Raw genomic sequence first — 17,360 nt, 5'->3', positions numbered from 1 at the left:
ATAAGAATAGTAGCGAATTTAAGCACACAACTTTTCAGCCAAATATAAACATTTTATTTATCCCGTACTGATTGTTTTAGCTATCAACCAGCTATTATTTTTATTTTTTTGTTAGGCACCGTGCTTTTTAGTTTCCGAATCGATTAGCAGGAGATATATAGTAATCACCAGGACCTGGCGCACTAAGTACCTCAAAGTGTTGGGTAGCCCATTGGCTACAGCCACATAAATTACGAGCTCTTACCTTGTATGGATATGTTCCAAGTCGAGTTGGTCTTATGCTTGCTGAACGATTATTGTTCGAGAACATAATCATTGCATAAGGGATTTCCCACTCATAAGACAAATTAGCTTGTGTGTAATTACTATTATTGTCGTGCATAGCAGTTATTTGATAAAAATTACCTAAGCTAATTGTAAACCCGCCTGAACTTATTAATGATAAATCGTTTTTTGGTTTTCCAACCCAAATAGTTTTGTAGAATGTTTGACTACCACATTTATCATTACCAATAGTAAAATTAAAAGCAAGTAAACCACCACCTCCAAAAAGGCTATTTGGTGAAATTGTTAATGTATTACTGTTGAGACCAAATATATTTACTAGACTACTACCTTGTGTAATATTAATATTACTGATGTTAATATCATCATCAAAAAAGTAAGTGGTTGTAGAGCATACAATATCATCTGGGATAAACAAGTTAACATCGGAACAAGTAAAAGAACAATCAGTAAAATCTGGATTATTTGTTAGTTCTGCAACCAACCAATTGCCATTACGTCTATTAAATGATATATGTTCACTGTTTGTATTTGATGTACTGTATCTATCAAAATGAGTAACAAAATTATCAAATGGACTGTCATTAGGTGCAGAAGGTGGATTTGCACCAACATATTCACTTCTGTAATCCATATCGTCAAGGTTAGTTGTACCCTTTCCAGCATCTAAAGCACTCGCTGTAGGAATAAAACCATACCTACCAAAGGTGCCATTGTTTTGCAGAGTAGGTAAAGTATTGAATAAATCTTCCGAATAATTTACAATAGTATAAGCACCACCACCGTAAGAATCGTAAGGTAAGATATCATTGGGCTGATTCTTTTCTTCTCTAGTAAGGTTAACGGTTATTGGGATGAACCACAAAATTTTCTTTTTGTAAGTAATCCTACCATAATAAATTTGTTTATTTTCATTGAGGTTAGTCATGGCAGAAGCATTAAATATTATATCATATTTAGAATTACCTGGTAATATACCAAAACCAATCAAAGCAGTACCTTGCCAAGTTCCAATTAAAGAAAGGCCTACACCAATATCTGTCAACCCAATAATGGAATTTAGAGCAGTTTTATCAGCAGCTGTTTTCTCGTATCGAATTAACGAAGTTTCATGCGTATATTCTACGCCACACTCGCTACCATTGGCTATCGCAATATTACGAATGGGGTCACCTGTATACCCTTGAGGATAACCCATATCACTTAGTTCTTGTTGCCAAGCATCGTGTATTACGTTTCTAATTTCATAATCCATGTTTACCCAATTATATAGCATTTGCCTTGATGCTGGAAAATCCGATATGCTTAAATACTGATTTGGTGTTACAAATTCTCCTAAATCATATAGTATATCAGTGCCAAAAACACTAATTACGGTATCGCCAAAAATACCAGACGCATCATAAGCTAATGGTAGTACAACCTCACCAAGAAAAAGAGGTAATGGTGCAGATTGGTACATGTTATTAACATGGCGATACATATGTTGCATACCAATTGGTGTATTTGCACCCAAGTGTGGCGCATCATGACTAATGTACAAATCGGTGTCGTGGTTAAAATTTTGGTTTTGCTCAATGTCCGTTAAAGCGTAGCGTGCTACCAAACCACCCATGCTTTGGCCTATAATTACATTTTTCTCTGTACTGCCAGCGGCTGCTTTTTCTTGGTTTACCCATTTGATGACTTCTTCTAAAGCATAGGCATTACGTTGAATAAAATCTACGCCATTATCCCAATCTACATAAATGATGTCGTATGTGTTTAATTCAGCAGGTAAATTAGAAAGCGAGGTATTAACATTATTTAGAAATCCGATAATATTATTATCTCCTGCCTCTTGTTCTGGGTTTAGTATCGCGCCTGTATCAAAACCTTCGGCAACAATAAGCGGATTACTGATACCGTCATCATTAGCATCTCTAATGTATAAAGTTGCTGTAGCGTGTTTACCATAATAAGCTTCGGAAGCAGTCACTGAAATCTTTTCATAAACATCTAATGCGCTATTTTTAGTGGCAAATTGACCATAAGGTCGTGTATTTAGACCCTCTTCTATTATTACTTCTGAATGGCTATATAAAGTTTGCCCATTAGTTAAATTGAGTTTATACTTCCATATATAGGTATTGGCTTGTGTATAGTTAACATTTAAAATTTGGTTATAGGTAACTGTTCTATAGCCTAAGCCATCACCAAAATCTATGGCAACATTTTGAATTTCGGAAGGATAATTTGAAAGAAAAATATCTTGGGGTAACTTTACTTGAAGGTTTAAGCCTTTATAATGATTTATGGAAGGTGCTAGCATAAACATATTTTTATCTTCATACGGATTTTGCCAAACACCATTATTGTATACATCATACAGTTTGTTGTTTACAACACTTACCTTACCAGATGTGTTCTAGCATCGTCCTTAAACTTTGCATATTTAAAGTAAAGTCCACCAACGGTAATCAAGCCTTGAGTTCTTTTACTATGCCATAATTTTTCAAAGTCAATCGGTTGCATAAAGCCTGTATTGACTGCGCGGATACGTGATGAAATTAAGGTGTAAAACGATTCGTGTACCGTTGTTCTGCTGGTATGGTTGTTATTATTGAGTGTACCATTGTAACCATTAAGGTCAACATATTCCAACCCAAAATCTGTAAGAATACCGTGTGGTACTCGGTTTTTATCCAAGTGCTGAAATATGGTATTCATTTGGTTGGCAAAATCTGTATTGGCTTGCTGTGCATTTAAAAATAAAGTACAGCATAAAATAGATAGTAATGTGTAAATAGTTTTCATTGGTTTAGGTATTTATTTTAATATTGGTAATCGAATCGTCCTTCTCTAATTTCTACAATGTCGCCTTTGTCATTTATAGCGTCAAACCAAAATGTTCCTGATATTATAGAGTTAGAAAGGTCTAAACGGGTAATTGTCAATTCTCCTGTGTTTGCAGAATTTGTATAAAAATAATTTGTAGCATTAATACCATATAATCCGCCACCACCAATAAAAGAGTCGAAAATTGTATTATCTTGGTCGAGAGAGTAAGTCGAGTCAGCTTGTAGTGCTATTTCACTTGTTCTAACTGAAACTGTTTTTACACCAGTTCCTCTTAGGTCACTAAAAACTAAATTGAAATAAAACTCTCCTTCTTCATATTCATAATTGCAAACCACAGCAGGATTTATGCCCTCGCTTTTAGGCAAAAATACTTCTCCGTTAACTAAGCAACCAACCGTATTTGCACCTGTTTGGGTTGCAGGTGGTAAAGTCTCGCCATTATTATTATCGTCGTCGTTACTACAGCAACATAGTGTAAGTCCAATTGCTATAAGCAAAATTAAATTTTTCATAACTATTGATTTGTTTTTTATATTCTAAAAGTAATGAAATTGTGATATTTTATTTAACGGTTTTTCCGTAATTCACGTTATGATTATGTTAACAATTCTACTTCTTCCACCATATTGCTCACGGATGGTGCAAAAATTACAAATATGGAAAATAGACCCATTTTTTGTGGGTTAAATAGACGTTAAATAAGATTGACGATATCTGTAATTTTTTAAAAATTTGAAACAAAATTGATTAACATGAAAGAAGCAATAAAATTAATTATCATCACAATTATAGTGAGTACATTAAGTATTGGTGTTTATCATTATTCGGTATCAACAACCCAAAACACCAGTTCTTTAAATCTCAATGAAACTCAACCTATTGTTCAACAATCAAGCATGCCTGTGAATTATAGTACTAATTATGCCGCTGAAGAAACTGACTTTACAACAGCAGCAAAAACAAGCTTAGATGCTGTTGTTCACGTTAAAAACGTAACCGTGACAAAATCTAAAGGCTTTTGGGGTTTTGGTTATGGCTATAATGACGAACCAAGAAAATACATTCGAGGTGCTGGAAGCGGCGTTATTATAAGTCCTGATGGCTATATTGTAACAAATAACCATGTTATTGATGGTGCAACTGAAGTTGATGTCACCTTAAATAATAACGAAACTTTTAAAGCTGAAATTATTGGCACAGCACCTGAATATGATATTGCCTTATTAAAAATTGACCGTGACAACTTAAATTATTTAAGTTTCGGAGACTCAAATGCGGTTGAAGTTGGTGAATGGGTTTTAGCCATTGGCAACCCGTTTAACTTAACATCTACGGTTACCGCTGGAATTATTAGTGCTAAAGCCCGTGACTTGAATCCGAATGATAATTTATTTCAATCATTTATTCAAACAGATGCAGCTGTAAATCCAGGCAATAGTGGTGGCGCTTTAGTCAACGCAAAAGGACAATTAATCGGAATTAATACGGCCATAACTTCAAAAACTGGCTCCTATATAGGATATTCATTTGCTATACCAAGTAATAACGCTAAGAAAATTATAGATGATTTAATTGAATATGGCTCGATTAAACAAGCATTATTAGGCGTTAGCGGACTAGATATCAATGAAAAAAATTACAAAGAGCTTAATATTGACGTAACGCAAGGTTATTACATTACTGGTTTTGCCAAAGATGGTTCTGCAGAAAATGCCGGTCTTAAAAAGGGTGATATCATCACAAAAATTGATCAAATCAAAATCAGAAAATTCACAGATTTAAAAGGCTATTTAAATTCTAAAAACCCTGGTGATATTGTGGAAGTCACTTATTTAAGAAATGGTAAACAAATGAAAACTTCAGTTGAGTTGATGATGAGTTCAACTTACATCATTAAGCCACTAGGTTTACAAATTAGAAACCTTGAGAAAGACGAATATAAAACCTTTGATAGTGATAATGGTGTGATGATTGATAAGGCTTTATCGCCTAAACTGAGTATGTTTGAAGGATTATTAATTACTAAGATTAATAAACGAAAAGTAAATTCTATTTCTGAAGTTAAGCAAATTTTACAAACTTCTAACAATCAACCGCTAATCATTACATTTAAAAATAGTGCTGGTCAAGAAGACACTTACATATTTAGGTAAATTAACAAAAACGATAAACAACAAAACGCTTTAGTTCTAATGCTAAAGCGTTTTGTTTTTATGAGACTCACTTAAAAACTTAATAAACTTTTTAAATGCTAATCCACGATGACTGATAAGGTGTTTTTCATTAGCTGTCATTTCAGCAAATGATTGTGTATAACCACTTGGTAGAAATATAGGATCATACCCAAAACCGCCTTCACCTCTAGCCGATTTTAAAATTTCACCCTTGCAAATCCCTTCAAAAGTTAATATTTGACCACCTTTTGCTTTATAAGCAATCACCGTTTTAAATTGAGCCTTACGATTGGATTTGTCTGCCAAATTGTTTAATAACTTTCTCATATTAGCCTTACTATCTTTGGTTTCACCAGCATAACGGGCTGACTTTACACCTGGTTCGCCATTTAGAGCAGCTACTTCTAAACCTGTATCATCAGCAAAACACGGATAATTGTATTTATTTGCAATAGCTTCAACCTTTAGCTTAGCATTACCTTCAATAGTAGATGCTGTTTCTTCAATTTCATCATAATCATCAAGATCTTTTAGTGAAATTAGTTCAATTCCGCTAGGTAACATGGCTTGAATTTCACTAACTTTATTGGGGTTGTGTGTGGCAAAAATAAGTTTCATTAAAGTAGTCCTTTTGCTTTAATTTCTAGATATTTATTAATTGTATTTACCGATAAATCTTTAGGCTTTGTCAAAATACTTTGTATGCCATTTGCCAATAAAGCTTTACGCATCAATTGTTTTTCATAATTAAATTGTTGCGCAATAGTTTTTTCATAAACACTGGTAATGTTAGTTGTTTTAGAATTAGCAAGTTCGGTAATTTCAGTATTTTCAAACAAAACCACTACCAAAACATGTTTTTTAGATAAGGCACGCAAATAAGGCAATTGGCGTTCAAGACTGCTCATATGTTCAAAATTAGTATACAACAACAGTAAACTCCGTTGATTGATATATGTTTTTACATGAGCATATAAGCGATTAAAATCAGGATCTAAAAAATGCGTATTTACATTGTATAATCGGTTTAAAATAATCCGTAATTGAGACGACTTATCGGTAGCTTTTGTAAAATCTTTAATCGATTCTGCAAAACTTAACAAACCAACTTTATCCTTCTTTTTTAGAGCAATATTGCTAAAAGCTAAAGTTGAATTAATAGCATAATCTAGCAAAGTTAAACCTTCAAAAGGCATTTTCATTAATCGGCCGCGATCTATCATATTATAAATAGGTTGCGAACGCTCATCTTGATATTGATTAACCATCAACTGGTCACGTTTAGCTGTGGCCTTCCAATTAATTGTTCGCATATCATCACCTAAAACATAGTCTTTAATTTGTTCAAACTCTAAAGTATGTCCTATCCGACGTACTTTTTTTAGGCCAATTTCACTTTGACGGTCAAGCGCTAAAAAAGCTAAAGCTTGCATTTGAATATAAGACGGATACACCTTTACCATTTGATTTTGACTAAAACTGTAGCGGCGTTTTACCAATTTTAGAACAGTTGAAATGAAACAGTGTACTGCGCCAAAATGATATTCACCACGTTGTTTTGGTGTTAAAGTGTAAGAAAAATGAGTGTTTGAATTGGCGCTCAGGTTGAAATTTCTCTGGAAATCACGCTTTTGAAATTGAATTGGTATTTCATCAATCACTTCAATATTGACCTTAAAGCCGTAGGAATTTGAAAGGTTAATGGTAACTGAATTTTCGTCAGAATTAGAAAACTTTTCTGTTAATATACGTTCAGCATTAAATGAAGTTGATTTGTATAACGCAATACCTTCTGTTAACACTAAAAAAACAAGTGCTATAAGTAAAATCCATGTTGGTAAGTACAGTATTTGTACCCACTGCGATAGTAAGAACAAAGCTGCAATCACAATCAAGCTTTGAAACAAGCGTTGTCCAAAAAATAAAGATTTAAAAAATGAAATCACTAGCGTGGAATTTCTACAGATTTTACGATCATATCAACAACATCTTCGGTTTGTAAACCTTCCATTTCTTTTTCTGGTGTTAACACAATTCTGTGGTTTAGCACAGGATTTAATGACTGTTTGATGTCATCAGGCGTTACAAAGTCTCGCCCTTGAATCGCTGCAAAAACCTTAGAAACCTTCATAATAGCAAGTGATGCCCGAGGTGAAGCGCCTAAACTTAAATGCGGATGTTGACGTGTTTCATTAATAATCTGTGCGATATAATCAAACAACTTATCTTCAAATACAATGTTGTTAATCAAATCGCGGTAGTTTAACAAGTCACTTGGTTTAATAACTTCCTTAATTAAATCTGTAGCTCGCTGTGTTTTTCGTAAATGATGTAATTTTAAAACTTCTTTTTCTTCTTCTAAATTAGGGTAAGTTATTTTAATTTTAAATAAAAACCGATCTAATTGTGCTTCAGGTAATGCATAAGTTCCTTCTTGTTCAATAGGGTTTTGAGTGGCAATCACCATAAAAGGCTGCTCGAAATTATGCTGTTGACCATCCATTGTGATTTGGTATTCTTCCATCACTTCAAATAAAGCCGACTGTGTTTTAGCAGGTGCTCGATTAATTTCGTCAATTAAAACAATATTTGAAAAAATAGGCCCTTTTTTAAACTCAAAAGATTGGCTGGCCTTATTATAAATTGAAGTTCCTAAAACATCACTTGGCATTAAATCTGGCGTGAATTGTATACGGTTAAAACGAGTGCTGATCGTTTTAGCAAACAACTTAGAGGTAATTGTTTTGGCAATTCCAGGAACGCCTTCAATCAAAACATGGCCATTAGCGAGTAAACTCACAATAAGAAGCTCTATAAAATCGTGTTGACCTACAATGAGATTTTGAAGTTCTGTTTTAAGCTCTTGAACGCTTTGTTTAAGCTGATCTAAAGGGATTCGCGATTCAAAATCGGTTGATGAGTCTGCTGCAACCTCTTGCTTGTTGTTTTGTGATGTACTTAATTGTTCGTCATCGCTATTGTTGAGGTTTTGATTTGATGTTTTGTCTTGTGATTTATCCATGGTTTAATAACTTTGAAATCTCTTGTTCTAGTTCGATTAATTCTGATTTTGTAAGATGATTTTGCCGCTTAATACGGTCTATTTTTTTCATAAAAGCAGTCACTTCATCTTTGTTCACATTAAGCTTATGAGCTAATTGTGAAATAAATTGAGTATTGATATCTTGGGTTTGCAAATGAAAATCTTGACGTACTTTTGCCAAAAATAAATCAATCATTTTTAAAGCCATCTTATGGTGTGCTTTTTTGTCAAGATACATTCCTGAAATGGTTTGAACGTACTCGTAAGATTTATTTTGCAAAGGCTTAACTACTTTTATAGGTTTTTGCTTACGCTTACCTTCAAATATGATAAAAAGCACTAAACAAACTAGTAAGGTGTAGTAAGCCCATTTTAAACTTGGTGTTGTGAGCAAATAATATAGCGGACTTGAAATACGCTCGCGACCGGTTTTATAATAAGCGTCCCAAACTAATGGATTTTCAAAATCTAAATAACTTAAAACTTGAGTTGTATAATCTGAATTAGCTTTATCAAGTATAAAATAATTAGAGAAAATTTCTGGTGCTAAATGAACAAAAAACTCACCTTGACCATAATTTACTTTAACAAAGTTAACTTGCTTTTGATTAGCAGAATTTTCTGGCTGCATGTAACCAAGAACAACTGTATTTAGAGTATCTAACTCTTTAAAATGATGATAGTAATTTCTTGCTTTATTAAATTTACTTAAAACTGAAGTGGCACGTTTATCGTTATAAAGCTGAAACTCTGGTTTGTAGTTGATACGATCATTTAGGACTAGATTGGTGGTTTTTAAACCTAAGCTATCAAATAGAGTTTGCGCATAATAAGTAGAAACAAAAGCTTGTTTTCCTGAACTCACCCAATTCAACAAAGAGTCTAATTCTGTTCCTGAAAATGGTAGATAATTATTTATAAAAATGAAATTTTGATTTAAATTTATAGAGTCTTCTCCCAAAGACTCAATTGGTGGCCGATTATTGAGTTTAAGGTTAATTTGCTGATTGTTTTCTAGTTGCTCAAAAAAAACTTGAGTACCTAAGGGTAAATTCGAGTTGCGCGAATAATCAGGTGTCCAATCTAAAGGTTTTGGTGCTGTATATTCTAAGTACATCACTACTAAAACAACGCCAAAAATGGCCACTAAAAATAGTTTAATCGATCTAGGCATGAGCTTTAGACTTTAGTTGATTAAACATCTTCATAAACAAAGCTTCAACTTGGTCAAATTGGCTTTTATTAATCTCAAAATCGCCATACCAAACGTACTCATAAAACCGAACAGCTTCAGTAAAACTAGATGTTAAGCTTGTGTTTGATAATTCATTTACATAAGAATAGTTTGTTTTTTCAGCTTCATATTTAATTAAATCTAAATCTTTAAAGCGCTTCAATGTTTCAAGAAAATAATATCGTGTTGCTAACCTAAAATTTTCTTCAGTTTTAGCTTGAGCAATAAGTTTAGTTAAGTCTTCTTTATGAATTAAATAGTCATCTTCTGTCCAATTCAATTCAGAATTATGAGATGATTTTACAAAACTTTGACCTGGATTATACTTAATAAATAACCAAATAATTAGTGTAATAATACCTATAATTAGTAAGAACTTTAAAACTGTACCCAAAATATCCCAGAAACTACTTTTTGAAGCTTTTGGAAGTAACCACTCTAAAAATTCATTCCATTTTAAGTTTAACCAGTTTTTAAAACTCTGCCAAGCGCTTTCTTTATAAGCAACTTCAGTGTAATTAAACGCATCTTGATCAAGGTAAGTCTCCTTAAAATTTGGTTCAAACACTTCAATTGAACTTGCCTCAGAATCGTCATAGAGCAATTCTTGTTCTTCAACAGAAGTTGAATCAACTTGACCAGCAACCGAAAGTTGAAATATTAAGCAACTGAATATGAATAAGAAAATTTTATGCACCTAGTTCTTCAATTTGTTCTAATTGACCAGTATTGTTGTGAAATTCGTCTAAATTGAAGTATATCAATGCGGTTGAAATAATTGTAATAACTTGAAGAGCGTAACTAGCAATTGTTGAAATCACATAAAATACCATATACAACCAATTATCACCAAAAAACACATCAGGTTCACCACCAGATTGCACAGAACTTACTCCTTCAATCACGCCCATAATTATCATGGGTAGTTGAAAAATAGTACCAGCAATACCAACCAAAAGACCGATAACAATTAACGTTAAAAAAGTCATCCACCAGTTTTGCTTGATCAATTGAAAACAATATGAATAAGCATCTATAACTGACATATCTTTAAACACCATTACTGAAAATATGATTGACAAAGTAATACCTAAATAAATCCCTGGAATTACACAGAAAAGTGCACCAACCATAACCGATAAAAAAACTAAAATACTGGCACCAATAAAAGCCCAAAATTTTTGACGCATTTGCTGTACAACTTCAGTTTCTTGAATTTCGCCGTGGTCAACTACAGATTTTATGCAATATAATACGCATGAAATACTCATAGCATAGGTAATTACTGCAGCTAATATGTTTAATAATCCAACAACTGAAAACTCTGCTATATAATTCATCACATCTAAACCTGCAGAAGCTGATACTGAACCATCACCGCCACCAAAATCAGTAACTAAACCAGTTGCAGAATATTGCAAATAAGCAGATAATAGCGTGGTTAATAATATTAAAGGCCCAACGTGTTTAAAAAACACAGTAAAAAAGCTTTTGTAATGATGCCTTAAAAAGGTAAACGTATCGGTGATAATTTCACCTAAATCTCTACTTTTTTTGAATTGTAAATTTTGTTTCATGAGCTTTATTAACTTGAATTGGTAAAATAACGTAATAATAAATAATTAATCCTAAAGAACTTAAAATAATTAAAATCGCCAGCCAGTCAGGCATTTCAGTAAGTCTGGTCACAAAACCTTCTAAAAAACCAGCGACAATAAAAAATGGAACTGTACTAATTACTATTTTCAGTCCATCTTTAGCACCATTAATAAATGATTGCAAGCGTGTATAAGTTCTAGGCATTAATATGCTTTGGCCAACCACAAACCCAGCACAAGCACCTAATATAATGACTGATATTTCGATTGTACCATGTATCCAAATTGTTCTAGCCGATTCCCAAAGCAAGCCTTTTTCATAAAAAAAGAATTGAAACGAACCTAACATCACAGCATTTTGTATGACAATGTAAAGTGTTCCTAGACCTAACAACACACCAAAAGTAAAAGCTGTAAGCGAAACCCGAATATTATTGATGGTTATTCCTAAAAACATATCAACTTGGTTAGACTCTTTGTAAATAGCCATAGGATCGCCACTTTCAATATTAGCAATGGTTTGGTTCACATAAGCATCACCTAAAATTAAGCGAACAAAATCACTATCATTCGCTGCAGAAAATGCACCGACAGCAACAAAAAAAGCAAAAACAACAAAGCTGAATAGTAGCTGCTTTTGGTATTGATAAAACATCAGTGGAAACTCTACAAAATAAAATCGATAAAATTTATTACGTGACTCACGTTTGTTTTTATAGATTTTCTGGTGAGCGGCAACTGATAGTTCATTTAAATACTTGTGCGTCTCACTTCCGTTATAAAACGTTTGGGCATAGCTAAGGTCATCAGTGAGTTTAATGTACAAATCTGATAAAACTTCAGCATCAATTTCAGAATAATTTTGCAGAAGGCTTTCAAATTTTATCCAATTGTTCTTATTTTGTTTTATAAATGCCGCCTCACGCATCGGTAGATTTTTTTCAAAGAAACATAATTCATGGATAACTATCAAATAGAAACAGCACAAAATGTTAGAATTACACAAAACGCGGCATCAGTACTTAGCCGGGGAATTGCTTACCTGATTGATTATTTAATATTAATTGCATACATAACAACTGTGGTTTTAATTTTAAGTGGTATGAACATCTCACCTTTTGAAACTTGGGCAAGCGGATTGGTCATTACATTACCATTCTTATTATATCATTTATTGATGGAAGTTTTTTTAAATGGCCAAAGTCTTGGTAAAATGGCCATGAACATTCGCGTTGTTATGCTTGATGGCTCTAAACCAAAATTTTCAGCTTACTTAATTAGATGGCTTTTGCGTACAATTGATTTAAGTTTAACAGGCGTTTCGGTTGCGGTTTTAACTGTTTTAATTAACGGTAAAGGTCAGCGATTAGGTGATATTGCTGCAAAAACAACAGTAATAAGTGAACGTAGAAAATCTTCACTACTTAAAACAATGGCAACTGAAATCCCTGATAATTACTCACCTGTTTATCCGCAAGTTACTATTATCGATGATGTTGAAATGCGTCGGATTAATTCTATTTTTAAAGATGCAAAACTGAATTCTAAACACAATGTAATTTTACAGCTTTCAAAAACTTTAGAACGAAAATTAAATGTAAAGGCTCAAGAAAAACCAGTTACATTTGTAGAAACACTCATTAAAGATTATAACTATTACGCTCAAAAATAATGGATTACATCTTACTTGTTGATATTCTTGGCGTAATTACATTCTCAATATCAGGAGTTTTATCATCGCTAAAAAAACGCATGGATGCCTTTGGTATTTTAATTATAGCCTTTGTAACATCGGTTGGTGGTGGTACGATAAGAGACATTTTGATCGGCTCTGAAGTGATGTGGATGCAAGAAATGATTTACGTATATGTCATTTTAATCACCACAATTTTGGCGGTTATTTTTAGAAAAAAACTGGCCTACATGCGCAAGTCACTATTCTTGTTTGATACTTTAGGTATTGGTTTGTACACTGTTGTTGGTGTTGAGAAAGGAATCAGTTACGGGTTTTCGGCTGAAATATGCATTGCAATAGGCACAATGAGTGCATGCTTTGGTGGTGTTATAAGAGATACTTTATGTAATGAAATTCCTGTTATTTTTAGAAAAGAAGTTTATGCAACCGCTTGCATTTTAGGCGGTCTAAGCTATTTTTTACTACTCGAACTCAATGTACCGAAAGGTTTAATATTTATCATTGCCGGAATTGTTGTGATTTTAGTTCGTTTAGCAGCAGTTGTTTTTAAAATTTCCTTACCAAGCATCTATAAGAAAGAAGAAAATATTGAAGATTACTGGTAATGATCTCAGGTTAATTAGCAGGCTTAATGTCAATACCAATATTTTGTCTTGGCCACTCACTATCATCAACCTCAACCTTAGAAATTTCATGCACAATATCCATTCCGCTAACAACTTCACCGAAAACCGTATGCTTTTTATCTAAATGTGGTGCGCCATTTTTTGCGGTTACAATAAAAAACTCGAATGGTGAGGATGCATTACTTACATTTTGTTCTGTGAACTTAGCAGCAGAAACAACACCATATACATGTTTATGCATTGGCATATATTCATTAGGAATGAGAAAGTCACCAATCTTATTTCTGAATTTGTGTGTTACAATTTTATCACTATTTCCGCCTTGTATTACAAAATTTTTTGAGACCCGATGAAAAAAAGTGGTATTGAAATAATCAAGCTCGACCAAACGCGCAAAATTTGCTGTATGAAGCGGTGTATCATTATATAGTTTAATCTTGATGTTGCCAAAACGGGTTTCAATAACGAACAAACGTTGGTTATTTTTTTTAAAATAATCCCTTAAAAAAGGCATGAGTTCTTCTTGAGTAATTGTTTTCACCTTAGATAAATCAATATCAGCGTCTCCAGCTGAAGGAATAACCACTTCTTCTTCAGGTGTTTTTTTTATAATACTATTAGTTTCTTTTTTAGCCTTTATTTTGCTTTTAGATTTATTTGTATCTTGCTGACATCCTAGTATACAAAAGCAAATAATTCCTATTAATGCAATTCTCATCATTTATAAATTTAGTTCCAAAATTACAAAAAAATGAACTTCCAGGACTTTCTGCTCAGGTTAAAATGGCGCCATTTAGTAGACGGAAAGAACTTGAAAATATTAACTATAATAATCTAAACGCTAAAGAATCAGCAGTCATGGCTTTGGTTTACCCTGATGAAGCTAATGCAATGCAAATGGTTTTTATTCAACGAAAATCTAATTCGGGTGTACACTCTAATCAAATTGGTTTTCCAGGCGGAAAAGTCGAAAAAAGAGACGCAAACTATTTAGAAACCGCTTTACGTGAAACCGAAGAAGAAATAGGCGTAAAAACTTCAACTGTTAAGCTTATTAGGCCTTTAACTAAGCTATACATTCCACCTTCTAATTTTATTGTTTTTCCTTTTCTTGGTTTTTTAGATCATCAACCGAAATTTATTCTACAAGAAACTGAAGTAGAATGTGTTTACAGCATTTTATTGGCTGATTGTTTAAACCCTATTAATGAGGTTAAAACCGAAGTATCTGCGGCTTATGCCAAGAGAATGCTTGTCAATGCATTTAACTTCAATAATCGAATAGTTTGGGGTGCAACGGCAATGATGCTAGCCGAAATTAAATCACTTATGCTAAACGGGTTAGCAGGTAAAAGTATTTAACCCAAATTAAGCATTAGAAAATCTATTAGGGCTTGAAACAATGTCAAAATCAATATTTCATTGGTGTTTTCAAACCTTATTGCAAAGTTATAATGCATAAATTGGGTTTAAAATCGTTAATTTGATTCGGCTTAGAGCTAAAACAGTGTATATTTGTCGGTCTAATTTACGAAAAATATGGGTTTGTTTAAGAAGAATCCGTTTGGACATTATTTATTTTTAAAAAAATGGCTCATTAGGATTATGGGCGGTTTAACGCATCGGCGTTATCGAGGTTTTAATGACTTACATATTGAAGGATCACAAATTTTAAGGGATTTGCCAGATGAAAATGTATTGTTTATTTCTAACCACCAAACTTATTTTGCTGATGTTGTAGCCATGTATCACGTGTTTAATGCAAGTCTAAGTGGTCGTGATGATAGCATTAAAAATGTTGGTTATTTATGGAACCCTAAGCTGAATCTACATTATGTCGCTGCGCGCGAGACTATGAAGGGTGGACTTTTACCTAAAATTCTCGCTTATGCTGGTTCTGTAAGTATAGACCGAACCTGGCGTGCTGCTGGTAAAGACGTTAACCGACAAGTAAAAATGAGTGATATTAGCAATATTGGCAAGGCTTTAAATGACGGTTGGGTGGTTACCTTTCCACAAGGTACCACTAAGCCTTGGAAACCTATTAGAAAAGGAACTGCTCACATTATAAAACGTTACAAACCAATTGTAGTGCCTATTGTAATTGACGGTTTTAGACGTTCGTTTGACAAGAAAGGTATTCGCATCAAAAAAAGGAATATTTTACAATCAATGGTGATTAAAGCGCCTTTAGAAATTGATTACGATAATGAAAGTATCAACCAAATTGTAGAAAAAATTGAATATGCGATTGAGCAACACCCATCATTGTTAAAAGTAATTCCACAAAAAGAGCTTGAAGCCATCGAAGCACTTAATGAAAAACGACGTTATAGCGCTAAAAATTAAAGAATTTACTGAATTGCTTCAACTGTAAATCCAGCTTTTCTAAGTAAATTAACAACACCGTTTTTCCCTGCTAAATGCGCCGCTCCAAAAGCAAAAAAAGTAGATTTTTCTTTTGCTTTTTTACTGATAACCGGAATCCATTTTTTATTTCGGTTATCTAAGAAATCTTCGGCAAATAAGGTTACAGAAGACTCTTGTTGAGTCATAAAATCCATTAAACCCTTTAAATCTTTAGCCTCATAAAATTTAAACATCTTTTGAAACATTTTTCTATTTTCTTCTGCCGTTGCATTAGCCATAACTAATAAATCATCAACCTGACTTTCATAAGGCAACTTATCAATCATGTTTAATTGATCTTGAAGTGTTTCTAAACCAATAATTGACTTTTTAGCTTGTTTGGCTTGTTGAAGAAAATACATATCATAACCTTGAGGGTTGGCACAACTTAAAAAACTGGTCATAGCCATAGAACTCAAGAAGAAGGGTTTGATGTTTTGAATCATAGCAAAATTCATTCCTGGTACTTTTCCTTCAAAAAAAGTTTCTAACTGCTTCAGTTCTTGTTCAGTTGTAAAATCAGCTAGGGTTTTACCATCAGCCAAATACATGCTTTGCATCATGGTTGTCATCATCGCTGGGTCTGCCATATTAATTTCTAACGCAAGTTGATTGGTAGCTTCAAAAGCAGATTGGACTTCTTCAGAAATATTAACTTCACAAGCTAAATGAATTGTGCCATACAAGTAAGACTCGTTTTCAAGTCCATTACCGCTAACTTTCCATAATAAAGCATTTTCAATAGATTGTGCTTGTAGATTAAAAATCGCTGAACTGCATAGCGCTAATAGAAATATAATTTTATGGATCATAATAAAAGTTTTTTTGTTTGTTATTAAAAATCTATTTAAAGTTCAATTTTTTTTAAGTTCTTATAATTAATTAAAAGTCTTCTAGTCAAAATGCCATATAATAAGCGATAGAAAGCCCAAATAATTAAAATAATGAAACCAAGAATAGCTATTGATATAAGTATGCTTAACCAAAAACTCTGAGAATTTATATTATCAAGATGATTTAAGGTTACCACAACTGAAACAATAGATGTAATCGCAAAGAAGATGATATTAAACCAAACATAGTATTTTACAGTTAAACGTGTTTTAACAATAGTTTTCATTAAACTCTTAACGGTATCCGTGGTTTGTATTTGTCTATAATTAAAGAAAAACTTAATGATAAAAGCGATAATAACCACATAATTAACCACTAAAGTTACTCTATAAAAAGTTTGTAAATCAAGCTCTTTTAAACTCTCATTAACGCTTTGGGACATGCCAATAAATTCAATCACAAACCAAAATATGAATTCAAAAATACTGATCAAAAAAATCCATTTCACAATAGAAGACGACTTTTTATGAAGCATTTCATAAATCTCTGTTGATTTATAATTGGGCAAACTGGACTCTTGAGCTTGCCAGCGTTTTTTTAATAATTCTAATTCATCCATA

At 32.9% G+C, this 17,360-nt stretch carries 18 protein-coding genes; 5 read left to right on the top strand and 13 right to left on the bottom strand.

Translation table 11 applies throughout. The features are described 5' to 3' along the window. Nucleotides 1-127 precede the first annotated feature (127 nt). From BUB82_RS11730 to BUB82_RS07370, 3 genes are all read right to left on the bottom strand, one after another. Complete coding sequence (locus BUB82_RS11730; protein ID WP_143185663.1) at nt 128-2,596, bottom strand: PGAP1-like alpha/beta domain-containing protein; 2,469 nt, start codon at nt 2,594-2,596, stop codon at nt 128-130. A gap of 77 nt (nt 2,597-2,673) precedes the next feature. After that, complete coding sequence (locus tag BUB82_RS07375) at nt 2,674-3,081, bottom strand: hypothetical protein (RefSeq protein ID WP_073192973.1); 408 nt, start codon at nt 3,079-3,081, stop codon at nt 2,674-2,676. 17 nt (nt 3,082-3,098) lie between these two features. Continuing rightward, nucleotides 3,099-3,638, bottom strand: coding sequence for a Riean_0653 family protein (locus BUB82_RS07370; protein ID WP_073192972.1), 540 nt, complete (start codon nt 3,636-3,638; stop codon nt 3,099-3,101). A gap of 240 nt (nt 3,639-3,878) precedes the next feature. On the opposite strand from BUB82_RS07370, the gene BUB82_RS07365 reads away from it, so the two are divergent. Further along, nucleotides 3,879-5,279: a S1C family serine protease gene (locus BUB82_RS07365; RefSeq protein WP_073192971.1), complete on the top strand. Its 1,401-nt coding sequence runs from the start codon at nt 3,879-3,881 to the stop codon at nt 5,277-5,279. A 42-nt stretch (nt 5,280-5,321) separates the two neighbouring features. Here BUB82_RS07365 and rdgB read toward each other — a convergent pair whose 3' ends face one another. From rdgB to BUB82_RS07330, 7 genes are read right to left on the bottom strand one after another with little or no spacing between them, the layout of a single operon-like run. Next, nucleotides 5,322-5,918 carry an RdgB/HAM1 family non-canonical purine NTP pyrophosphatase gene (gene rdgB, locus BUB82_RS07360; protein WP_073192970.1) on the bottom strand — a complete coding sequence of 199 codons (597 nt, stop codon included), beginning with the start codon at nt 5,916-5,918 and terminating at the stop codon, nt 5,322-5,324. Further along, complete coding sequence (locus BUB82_RS07355; protein WP_073192969.1) at nt 5,918-7,246, bottom strand: DUF58 domain-containing protein; 1,329 nt, start codon at nt 7,244-7,246, stop codon at nt 5,918-5,920. Before BUB82_RS07355 ends, rdgB begins: the two co-directional genes overlap by 1 nt. Beyond that, a complete protein-coding gene (locus BUB82_RS07350; RefSeq protein WP_083574496.1) occupies nt 7,246-8,322 on the bottom strand; it encodes an AAA family ATPase in 1,077 nt (358 codons plus the stop codon). The genes BUB82_RS07355 and BUB82_RS07350 overlap by 1 nt, the downstream gene beginning before the upstream one ends. After that, the gene (locus BUB82_RS07345; RefSeq protein ID WP_073192968.1) at nt 8,315-9,517 is read right to left on the bottom strand and encodes a DUF4350 domain-containing protein; all 1,203 of its coding nucleotides are present in this window, start codon (nt 9,515-9,517) and stop codon (nt 8,315-8,317) included. Before BUB82_RS07345 ends, BUB82_RS07350 begins: the two co-directional genes overlap by 8 nt. After that, a complete protein-coding gene (locus BUB82_RS07340; protein WP_073192967.1) occupies nt 9,510-10,274 on the bottom strand; it encodes a DUF4129 domain-containing protein in 765 nt (254 codons plus the stop codon). Before BUB82_RS07340 ends, BUB82_RS07345 begins: the two co-directional genes overlap by 8 nt. Continuing rightward, nucleotides 10,267-11,154, bottom strand: a complete 888-nt coding sequence (locus BUB82_RS07335; RefSeq protein WP_073192966.1) for a hypothetical protein — start codon at nt 11,152-11,154, stop codon at nt 10,267-10,269. Before BUB82_RS07335 ends, BUB82_RS07340 begins: the two co-directional genes overlap by 8 nt. Beyond that, entirely contained in the window at nt 11,123-12,103 is a 981-nt protein-coding gene (locus BUB82_RS07330) for a stage II sporulation protein M (RefSeq protein WP_073192965.1), read from the bottom strand. The genes BUB82_RS07335 and BUB82_RS07330 overlap by 32 nt, the downstream gene beginning before the upstream one ends. Nucleotides 12,104-12,133: 30 nt before the next feature. Here BUB82_RS07330 and BUB82_RS07325 point away from each other — a divergent pair, with 30 nt between their 5' ends. Together BUB82_RS07325 and BUB82_RS07320 are read left to right on the top strand one after the other, a co-directional pair. Next, the gene (locus BUB82_RS07325; RefSeq protein WP_073192964.1) at nt 12,134-12,847 is read left to right on the top strand and encodes an RDD family protein; all 714 of its coding nucleotides are present in this window, start codon (nt 12,134-12,136) and stop codon (nt 12,845-12,847) included. Next, a complete protein-coding gene (locus tag BUB82_RS07320; protein WP_073192963.1) occupies nt 12,847-13,476 on the top strand; it encodes a trimeric intracellular cation channel family protein in 630 nt (209 codons plus the stop codon). Before BUB82_RS07325 ends, BUB82_RS07320 begins: the two co-directional genes overlap by 1 nt. A gap of 10 nt (nt 13,477-13,486) precedes the next feature. On the opposite strand, the gene BUB82_RS07315 is transcribed toward BUB82_RS07320, so the two are convergent. Next, a complete protein-coding gene (locus BUB82_RS07315; RefSeq protein ID WP_083574495.1) occupies nt 13,487-14,215 on the bottom strand; it encodes a peptidylprolyl isomerase in 729 nt (242 codons plus the stop codon). Here BUB82_RS07315 and BUB82_RS07310 point away from each other — a divergent pair. Together BUB82_RS07310 and BUB82_RS07305 are read left to right on the top strand one after the other, a co-directional pair. Continuing rightward, a complete protein-coding gene (locus BUB82_RS07310) occupies nt 14,203-14,859 on the top strand; it encodes an NUDIX hydrolase (RefSeq protein WP_073192961.1) in 657 nt (218 codons plus the stop codon). The two genes, BUB82_RS07315 and BUB82_RS07310, sit on opposite strands and share 13 nt — an antisense overlap. Before the next feature lie 177 nt (nt 14,860-15,036). Further along, nucleotides 15,037-15,846, top strand: coding sequence for a lysophospholipid acyltransferase family protein (locus tag BUB82_RS07305; RefSeq protein ID WP_073192960.1), 810 nt, complete (start codon nt 15,037-15,039; stop codon nt 15,844-15,846). A gap of 5 nt (nt 15,847-15,851) precedes the next feature. Here BUB82_RS07305 and BUB82_RS07300 read toward each other — a convergent pair whose 3' ends face one another. Next, nucleotides 15,852-16,718, bottom strand: a complete 867-nt coding sequence (locus BUB82_RS07300; protein ID WP_073192959.1) for a TraB/GumN family protein — start codon at nt 16,716-16,718, stop codon at nt 15,852-15,854. Nucleotides 16,719-16,753: 35 nt separating this feature from the next. Next, a complete protein-coding gene (locus tag BUB82_RS07295; protein WP_073192958.1) occupies nt 16,754-17,359 on the bottom strand; it encodes a hypothetical protein in 606 nt (201 codons plus the stop codon). Nucleotide 17,360: the final 1 nt, after the last annotated feature.

Origin of the sequence: Psychroflexus salarius, assembly GCF_900129035.1 — a bacterium.
Taxonomy (GTDB): Bacteria; Bacteroidota; Bacteroidia; order Flavobacteriales; family Flavobacteriaceae; genus Psychroflexus; species Psychroflexus salarius.
The sequence above is the reverse complement of the archived record's forward strand: the minus strand, read 5'-3'. Positions and strand labels throughout refer to the sequence as shown.